This is a genomic window from Sphingomonas pituitosa NBRC 102491 (genome assembly GCF_001598435.1).
GTDB classification, from domain to species: domain Bacteria; phylum Pseudomonadota; class Alphaproteobacteria; order Sphingomonadales; family Sphingomonadaceae; genus Sphingomonas; species Sphingomonas pituitosa.
The window spans coordinates 1-663 of record NZ_BCYY01000072.1; the positions used below are offsets into that span (position 1 = coordinate 1).

Annotated in this window: 1 rRNA gene; it reads right to left on the reverse strand. The window is 56.1% G+C overall.

The window, feature by feature from the left end:
• Nucleotides 1-279 (reverse strand): 16S ribosomal RNA (locus SPI01S_RS21625); the annotation flags it as partial.
• Nucleotides 280-663 lie beyond the last annotated feature (384 nt).

Genomic DNA, 663 nt, shown 5'->3' on the forward strand with positions numbered 1-663 from the left:
TGATCATCCTCTCAGACCAGCTAAGGATCGTCGCCTTGGTGCGCCTTTACCACACCAACTAGCTAATCCTACGCGGGCTCATCTCAGGGCGATAAATCTTTGGTCTTTCGACATCATCCGGTATTAGCACCCCTTTCGGGGAGTTATTCCGAACCCCAAGGCAGATTCCCACGCGTTACGCACCCGTGCGCCACTAGACCCCGAAGGATCTCGTTCGACTTGCATGTGTTAGGCATGCCGCCAGCGTTCGTTCTGAGCCAGGATCAAACTCTCAAGTTTGATGTTCCACCACACGACAGCCGGAATGTGCCATCGTGCAGCAGCTCATTTCTAGGAGCCGTTCCTGCACATTCTTGTGGAACCATCTGATCAGGCGAACCCAACCAAACAGCTCCCACGTATGGAAACGTGTAAGGACATGTATGAAACGGCTTGGCTTTTACCGAGCACCTTGCACCTAGAAGCTGCAAGACCCGGAGCCGCCGCCCACATGTCCCTTCATCTAAACCAACAATGTCAAAGAGCGACAAAAATCGACGCTGCGCCTTTCCCCTTTCTCCGGGGCGGCCGCTGCGCCTGAATTTCGGTGACCGTCGCTGCGTCCCGGTGAGGAGCACCGCGTCGGTGGAGTGGCTTCTATGCCCGAGCCCCCCACCCGTCAAC